General features: G+C 59.2%; 10 protein-coding genes. 7 read left to right on the top strand and 3 right to left on the bottom strand.

What is annotated here, in order from left to right; genetic code table 11:
- Positions 1-43 precede the first annotated feature (43 nt).
- The 3 genes from B4F73_RS09000 to B4F73_RS08990 all read left to right on the top strand — a co-directional run bounded on the left by B4F73_RS09000 (position 44) and on the right by B4F73_RS08990 (position 1,545).
- On the top strand, positions 44-394 hold the full coding sequence (locus tag B4F73_RS09000; protein ID WP_290478527.1) for a UrcA family protein: 351 nt from the start codon (positions 44-46) through the stop codon (positions 392-394).
- A gap of 118 nt (positions 395-512) precedes the next feature.
- Positions 513-806, top strand: a complete 294-nt coding sequence (locus tag B4F73_RS08995; protein ID WP_290483055.1) for a CC_3452 family protein — start codon at positions 513-515, stop codon at positions 804-806.
- Between the two features lie 127 nt (positions 807-933).
- Positions 934-1,545 (top strand): exopolysaccharide biosynthesis protein, encoded by a 612-nt coding sequence (locus tag B4F73_RS08990; RefSeq protein WP_290483054.1) that lies wholly within the window; start codon positions 934-936, stop codon positions 1,543-1,545.
- A gap of 11 nt (positions 1,546-1,556) precedes the next feature.
- On the opposite strand, the gene B4F73_RS08985 is transcribed toward B4F73_RS08990, so the two are convergent.
- Positions 1,557-1,955, bottom strand: coding sequence for a VOC family protein (locus tag B4F73_RS08985; RefSeq protein WP_290483053.1), 399 nt, complete (start codon positions 1,953-1,955; stop codon positions 1,557-1,559).
- A 27-nt stretch (positions 1,956-1,982) separates the two neighbouring features.
- Positions 1,983-2,369: a DUF302 domain-containing protein gene (locus B4F73_RS08980; protein WP_290483052.1), complete on the bottom strand. Its 387-nt coding sequence runs from the start codon at positions 2,367-2,369 to the stop codon at positions 1,983-1,985.
- 123 nt (positions 2,370-2,492) lie between these two features.
- Between B4F73_RS08980 and B4F73_RS08975 the strand changes: the two genes are divergently transcribed.
- The gene (locus tag B4F73_RS08975) at positions 2,493-2,918 is read left to right on the top strand and encodes an NUDIX hydrolase (RefSeq protein WP_206992455.1); all 426 of its coding nucleotides are present in this window, start codon (positions 2,493-2,495) and stop codon (positions 2,916-2,918) included.
- Positions 2,919-2,989: 71 nt separating this feature from the next.
- Entirely contained in the window at positions 2,990-3,610 is a 621-nt protein-coding gene (locus B4F73_RS08970; protein ID WP_206992454.1) for an ElyC/SanA/YdcF family protein, read from the top strand.
- Here B4F73_RS08970 and B4F73_RS08965 read toward each other — a convergent pair.
- On the bottom strand, positions 3,607-4,587 hold the full coding sequence (locus B4F73_RS08965; protein ID WP_206992453.1) for a M48 family metallopeptidase: 981 nt from the start codon (positions 4,585-4,587) through the stop codon (positions 3,607-3,609). The genes B4F73_RS08970 and B4F73_RS08965 overlap by 4 nt on opposite strands.
- A gap of 109 nt (positions 4,588-4,696) precedes the next feature.
- Between B4F73_RS08965 and B4F73_RS08960 the strand changes: the two genes are divergently transcribed.
- Together B4F73_RS08960 and B4F73_RS08955 are read left to right on the top strand one after the other, a co-directional pair.
- Positions 4,697-5,431 carry an MBL fold metallo-hydrolase gene (locus tag B4F73_RS08960; protein ID WP_290483051.1) on the top strand — a complete coding sequence of 245 codons (735 nt, stop codon included), beginning with the start codon at positions 4,697-4,699 and terminating at the stop codon, positions 5,429-5,431.
- Positions 5,432-5,531: 100 nt separating this feature from the next.
- Positions 5,532-5,870 (top strand): YMGG-like glycine zipper-containing protein, encoded by a 339-nt coding sequence (locus B4F73_RS08955; RefSeq protein WP_206992451.1) that lies wholly within the window; start codon positions 5,532-5,534, stop codon positions 5,868-5,870.
- Positions 5,871-5,933 lie beyond the last annotated feature (63 nt).

The following is a 5,933-nucleotide window of genomic DNA, read 5'->3' as shown; positions in this document are numbered from 1 at the left end:
GTTACGGTCACCACCGACCGCAACTGCAAGAAGGTTTCCTCCCATGCCGTCTTCCCGCCTCTCTCTTATCGTTGTCGCTGCCGGTCTTGCCGGCCTCGCCTATGCCGCCCCTGCCATGGCCGATCCGGCCCAGACTGTGTCAGCAGAAATCCAGTATGATAACAGCGCATTGCACTCTCGTGCCGGGGCCGGAGTCGTTCTGGATTCCCTGCAAATGCAGGCTGATTCCATCTGCCGCTACGATGCCCCTGTCTCGCAGGCACCCCGTGTCGATGATTCGTGCGTCTCGCAGGTTATCGCGCAAGCTGTGAACAAGATTGACCACCCGAAGCTCACCGAAGCCTATGTGTCGCGTTCTGGCCTGAACAGGCGCATTCTGGCTGACGCGAACTAGTCACCAAGGCCAGAAAGGCTGAATGATTGACGTTTTCGTCAGTAATCGCTATTGAGTGCGAACGGACGCTTAGGGTCCGACACTGTTTTGAAGTCCACCCACCGAAAGGTATCCTCCCATGATCCGTTCCGCTCTCACCACCGCAGCCTTCCTTGCGCTCGGCGCACCAGCTTTCGCCAACACATTCACCTTCGAAACAGCCGCCCCTGTCGACGAAGGCCAGGTCGTGGCCATCGGCACTGTTTGGCTTTGCGAAGGCACTGTCTGCAAAGGCGACCTCGACCGCAAGAAGGCCTCTGTTCGCGATTGCAAGAAGATTGCGAAGAAGGCCGGCGAAATCATCTCCTACGGAAACTCCAATTCCAAGCTGGAAGCAGACGATATTGAAGCGTGCAAGAAGTCCGCACGCTAACGCACTTTCCTGAATAGCAGACCTCTCCTCGGGCCGCTCTGGTGTCATGCCAGGCGGCTCTTTTTTTGCGCGCAGTGCGAACCCCAGCCGACTTGATGCGTTACCATGAGTAACCAAGAGGAAGGCCATGCCCGCATCACAGAGCGATCCGTTGGAGAACGTACTCGAGACCGCCATTGAAGAAGGTGGCGAAGGCACAATCTCGGTTGGGGATCTGCTCAACATGTTCGGGCACCGATCCTTTGGTCCCATCATCACATTGCTGGGCCTTCTGGTCGTCTTGCCGCCGCTAGGCGGAATACCCGGCCTGCCAGCGGTGATCGGGGTTATCATCCTGCTTTTCAGCATTCAGATTCTGTTTGGCGCCGATCATATCTGGATGCCGTCCTTCGTTGAGAAACGATCCATCGAAACCTCGAAACTCAAAGAAGCCGAACACAAGGTGAAACCCTGGCTGGAACGCATTGATCGCATGATCACCGAGCGGCTCGCTTGGGCGACAGGACGTGTGGCCACCTATCTGGCCGCGATCGCGGTTTCCCTGCTCGCTATTCTGATGATCCCTCTGGAACTCGTGCCGTTCGCCGTCGCAGCGCCGGGTGTTGCGATTGTCCTGTTCGGTTTGGCGCTCGTCGCCAAGGATGGCGCGCTGATGCTTGCCGGCTTCGCGGCAACGGCCGCCGCTCTTACCATCACATTCCTGTTTGTCCCGTGGGGACGGGTGGCTGGCTGGTTCTGAGAGTCACCGCTTCAGGTCGCGGGTTGCGCCTCGATGGGTTCCCAGAGTTCGACCTTGCGGCCATCAGGATCCATGATCCAGGCGAACTTTCCATAACTTTCCGTCATGGGCTCGCCTTCCATTTCAACGCCCTCAGCCTTGATTTGCTCAATCATGGCGTCGAGGTCGTCCACCATCAGATTCATCATGAAGTCGCTGTCTGAAGGTTTGAAATAGTCGCTTCCTGCCTTGAAGGGCGCCCAGATCGTGCGGGCACCTTGCGGGAATCGTGCAGCAGCATCCGCTTGGGAGAAACTCGCGCCCCCATATTCGTCAATCTGCACACCGAGTACCCGCGTATACCACGCCCGCGTCGCATCCACGTCTCTGCAAAGAAAGAACAGTCCACCCAAACCAATCACTTTTGCCATGTTTTCCCCCCCACTTGTTCTAATCGGCTAGATCGCCTCCAATGCCTCCGCCAGCATGTCACGCACCTGCCCGGCTACGGCATGGAGTTCCGTGTTCTCAATCGCTTGCATGGACGCGACCGGATCAATCGCACTGATCTCAATGCCGCCATCGACTTCGCGCAGAATGACATTGCAAGGCAGCATCGCGCCGACCCTGGGCTCCATCTTGATGGCCTCGAACGCCATGTCCGGATTGCACGCGCCAAGAATGCGGTACCCGGCCATGTCGGCATCCAGCTTCTTCTTCATCGTCGCCTGGACATCAATCTCGGTGAGAACCCCAAACCCCTTGCCAGACAGCGCTGCGCGCGTGCGCTTGTCGGCTTCTTCGAGCGTGATGCCATCCAGTGTGCGGGTGATTGTGTAGGCCATGCCAAACATCTCCAGTAGCGCCTCAAAGGCTAATTGAATTGTGAAGAAACGCAATGCGATCCGGCGGGCCACGGTTCCAATTTCGCCCTGCCAATCGCGCCATGGCCCTGTAAACTGGTAAGCATGACTGATTCTAACTCCCTTCCCGGCGCCGGTTGCGGCGCAGCCATTCGCGATGCGCACGGGCGCCTGTTGCTTATCCAACGTCTCAAGCAACCCGAAGCGGGAGCGTGGGGTCTGCCCGGCGGCAAGATCGATTTTGGCGAACGCGCCGAGGACACCGCCCGGCGCGAAATCGAAGAAGAACTCGGTGTCACCATCGAGCTGACTGGCCTCGCCTGCATTGCCGAGACCATCGACAAGGGTGACGGGAAGCATTGGGTTGCGCCAGTCTATTCTGCGCGCATCGTGTCAGGCGAACCACGTGTCATGGAACCGGAAAAGCATGGCGGATGCGGCTGGTTTGCGCTGGATGACCTGCCAGACCAGATCACCACGCCTGTGAAAGATTATCTCGCCTCTCTGGAGCCGGCTGGCCCCACCGGCTGAAACTGCAAATATGTAGTCATTGTTGCGGCTCGGCTCTAGCAGGCCGGGGCCAGTTGGTGATTATAGCGGCTGTGATTCGACGCATCCGAACCTTGCTGATCTGGCTGGTCCTCGTGGACCTCGCCGCGACGCTTCTTTTCTGGGGCGTCACCCGGCTTTCAGACCAAACTGGCAAATTGGCGGGGGGACGCGGGATCATCTTCTATACCGACAATGTATCCGATGCCTCTGCGCGGGTCGACAAGGGCGTCGCCCTGCTGAAAGCGGGCAAGCTGGACCAATTGAAAGTCGTGGGGGGCCATCGCCCCCAGGAAGGCCGTCTCGGCAGCCAGGAGATGGCCTTGCTCGCGGCGCGCCGGTCCGGCCAGGCCGCGAAGGTCAGCGCCGATGTCGAGAGCCGCGATACGATTTCCGGCCTGGAAAGCCTCGCCAACACCACCAGCGCCTCGGAGAGTGGGAAGATCGTCTTCATCTCCAATTGCATGCATATCCTGCGCGCCAAGGCCGTCTATGCCAGCCATCCGGGCAAGCAGGCCAAGGCGCTCGCCGCCTGTCCCAATGGCGGGTACAATCCGCTCGATATCTGGCGTCGTGCACATTACGAGGCAGGCGCGTGGGCACTGTTCCTGATGCCGGAAAGCTGGCGGGATGCGATTATTGACCGCCTGCGCGGCGACGAGGACAGCGCCTAGCCCAGCGGTTCGCAGCGACGCTCATATTCCGCAATCGCCTCCGGCATCCATTTCCGGAAATTTTCGGCCCGGGTTTCGGACGCCGGATGCGTGGACATCCACTCCGGTGGACGCTGGCCACCACCAATCTGACCCATCCGCTCCCAAAGATCAGGTGCTTCGCGCGGGTCGTAACAGGCGCGAACCAGTAGATCGAGCCCGATCTTGTCAGCTTCCGTCTCATGCTTGCGCGAATAGGCGAGCATTCCACCCTGGGCCGCGATGCCGAAAGCCTGCATGATGGCGCGCTGTTGAGAGGCGTCCATGTCGCCAAGGCCCACGCCGACAGCGATCTGCCCGAACTGGACGACGCGTTGCTGGCTGACCCGCTCAGCACCATGATGGGCCAGGGCATGGCCAATCTCATGCCCCATCACCACGGCCAGCTTGTCGAGATCGCTGATATCCTCGGCGTCGACCTTGCCATCATAGTTTCCCGTAATGTCGAGAATGCCCGTGTAAATCGCAACATACCCACCCGGCAGGCAGAAAGCGTTCGGCGTATCGGAATCGACGACATAGTAGGTCCAGTCGAATTGGTCGGCGACCGGGGTGAAGGAGGCGCCTTGGCGCAGGAGATCCTGTTCCAGCTCGACTGCGGCGCGCTGGAGGCGTGCGCCAATCTCGCGAACGGCCTGAGTGTATTCCGCCTCCGTGCCTTCGCAATTGTTGCCATCTGCGCACAGGACGTCATTTCCCTGCTGCTGCTCCTGGTTCAGTATCTGGATATAGGACTGCTGGCCCAGCTGCACCTCTTTCTCGATCGGGACGGTGTTCAGTTGCTTGCGGCCCGAGAAAGGCACTTCGGTCTGGTTGGCTTGCCAATACAGAAACAGCAGGAACAAGCCGACAAGGATCAGGCTGAACCGGCTGCGCAAGAGGCCACCAATCCCGCTACTGCGGGTCTTGTGGCCATAGGCGTGTCGCGGCAGGCGCATGGGCAATCTCCGTCAAATCTGCTTGGTAAACCGTTTAAACCAAGAAGAACCGCGAGGGAAAGCACGCTTGCACCTTCACGAAACCATGTCGGGACGCTATTTCTGAGGCATGACAGACCAAGCTCCCCCGCCCAAGCTCGAAATTCGCATCATTCCCGTGACGCCGCTGCAACAGAACACGTCGATGATCTGGTCCACAGACACAATGGATGGCGTCTTCATCGATCCGGGCGGCGAGGTCGACAAATTGATGGGCGCAGCAGAGCAGTTCGGTGTGAAGATCGTCGGCGTCTGGCTGACCCACGGACACCTGGATCATGCCGGCGCGGCCACCGAAGTGTCGGAGCGCACGGGCTGCCCAATCATTGGCCCCCACGAGGACGATCAGTGGCTGCTGGATGAACTGGAAGCTCAAGGCGCCAAATACGGCATCACTGATGGCCGCAATGTGACTCCGGACAAGTATCTTCATGATGGCGACGAGTTGGAGCTGTCTGGTACAAAATTCGGCGTCGCACACTGTCCGGGCCATACGCCGGGCCATGTTGTGATCTATCAGAAAGAAGGCGCGCTCGCTTTTGTTGGTGACGTCCTGTTCAAGGGCTCCATCGGCCGGACTGATTTCCCGCGCGGGAACCATCAGCAACTGATCGACTCGATTACCGGCAAGCTCTGGCCACTTGGCAATGAAATGCGGTTTGTGCCGGGTCATGGTCCGCTGTCCACTTTTGGCCAAGAGCGTCAAACCAACCCGTTCGTGGCAGATACGATTACCGGATATCAAGGCGCCGCAAAGCAAGATGCAAGTTCGACCGACCAGAAACTTGCCAAGCGTTGGAGCTGACAAGCAAACGGTATTACCATCCCGTAAGCCTCGGAAATCCAACGGAACCAAGCCACCAAGGAGACGTTTCTGACCCGTACACAACGGAAAGGAATGTCTTATGACCGCTTATCTGAAACTCGCCGCTATCGGCGCCAGCGCCTTCGCTCTGGCCGCCTGCACCCAAACTGGCACCACTGAACGCAACGCTGCCTATGGCGCTGCTGCTGGCGCAGCCGCGGGTGCTGTGATTGGCAATAATGTCGGGGATGGTGACGCGCAACGCGGGGCTGCGATTGGCGCCGTTCTGGGCGGCACTGCTGGCGCAGCAAAGGGCTGCACGGAGTCGGAAGACTGCGATATGCCGGGCGTGAAAGACCAGGCTGACGAAAAAGACACCGACCGAGACGGTCGAGCGGACATCTATGACCGCTACCCGAATGACAGCACGCGCTGGTAAGCAGCCGAGGCACTAAAGTGATGGTGAGCCCCGCATCCAATGGATGCGGGGCTCACCATCACT

The organism is Hyphomonas sp. UBA3601, assembly GCF_002375605.1.
In the GTDB taxonomy this organism is placed as follows: domain Bacteria; phylum Pseudomonadota; class Alphaproteobacteria; order Caulobacterales; family Hyphomonadaceae; genus Hyphomonas.
This window is presented reverse-complemented; position numbering and strand designations above follow the sequence as displayed.

What these genes read in the sequence shown, in the direction of transcription:
- B4F73_RS09000 (WP_290478527.1), top strand. Translation starts at nt 44, where the DNA reads ATGCCGTCTTCCCGCCTCTCTCTTATCGTTGTCGCTGCCGGTCTTGCC.
- B4F73_RS08995 (WP_290483055.1), top strand. Translation starts at nt 513, where the DNA reads ATGATCCGTTCCGCTCTCACCACCGCAGCCTTCCTTGCGCTCGGCGCA.
- B4F73_RS08990 (WP_290483054.1), top strand. Translation starts at nt 934, where the DNA reads ATGCCCGCATCACAGAGCGATCCGTTGGAGAACGTACTCGAGACCGCC.
- B4F73_RS08985 (WP_290483053.1), bottom strand. Translation starts at nt 1,955, where the DNA reads ATGGCAAAAGTGATTGGTTTGGGTGGACTGTTCTTTCTTTGCAGAGAC.
- B4F73_RS08980 (WP_290483052.1), bottom strand. Translation starts at nt 2,369, where the DNA reads ATGGCCTACACAATCACCCGCACACTGGATGGCATCACGCTCGAAGAA.
- B4F73_RS08975 (WP_206992455.1), top strand. Translation starts at nt 2,493, where the DNA reads ATGACTGATTCTAACTCCCTTCCCGGCGCCGGTTGCGGCGCAGCCATT.
- B4F73_RS08965 (WP_206992453.1), bottom strand. Translation starts at nt 4,587, where the DNA reads ATGCGCCTGCCGCGACACGCCTATGGCCACAAGACCCGCAGTAGCGGG.
- B4F73_RS08960 (WP_290483051.1), top strand. Translation starts at nt 4,697, where the DNA reads ATGACAGACCAAGCTCCCCCGCCCAAGCTCGAAATTCGCATCATTCCC.
- B4F73_RS08955 (WP_206992451.1), top strand. Translation starts at nt 5,532, where the DNA reads ATGACCGCTTATCTGAAACTCGCCGCTATCGGCGCCAGCGCCTTCGCT.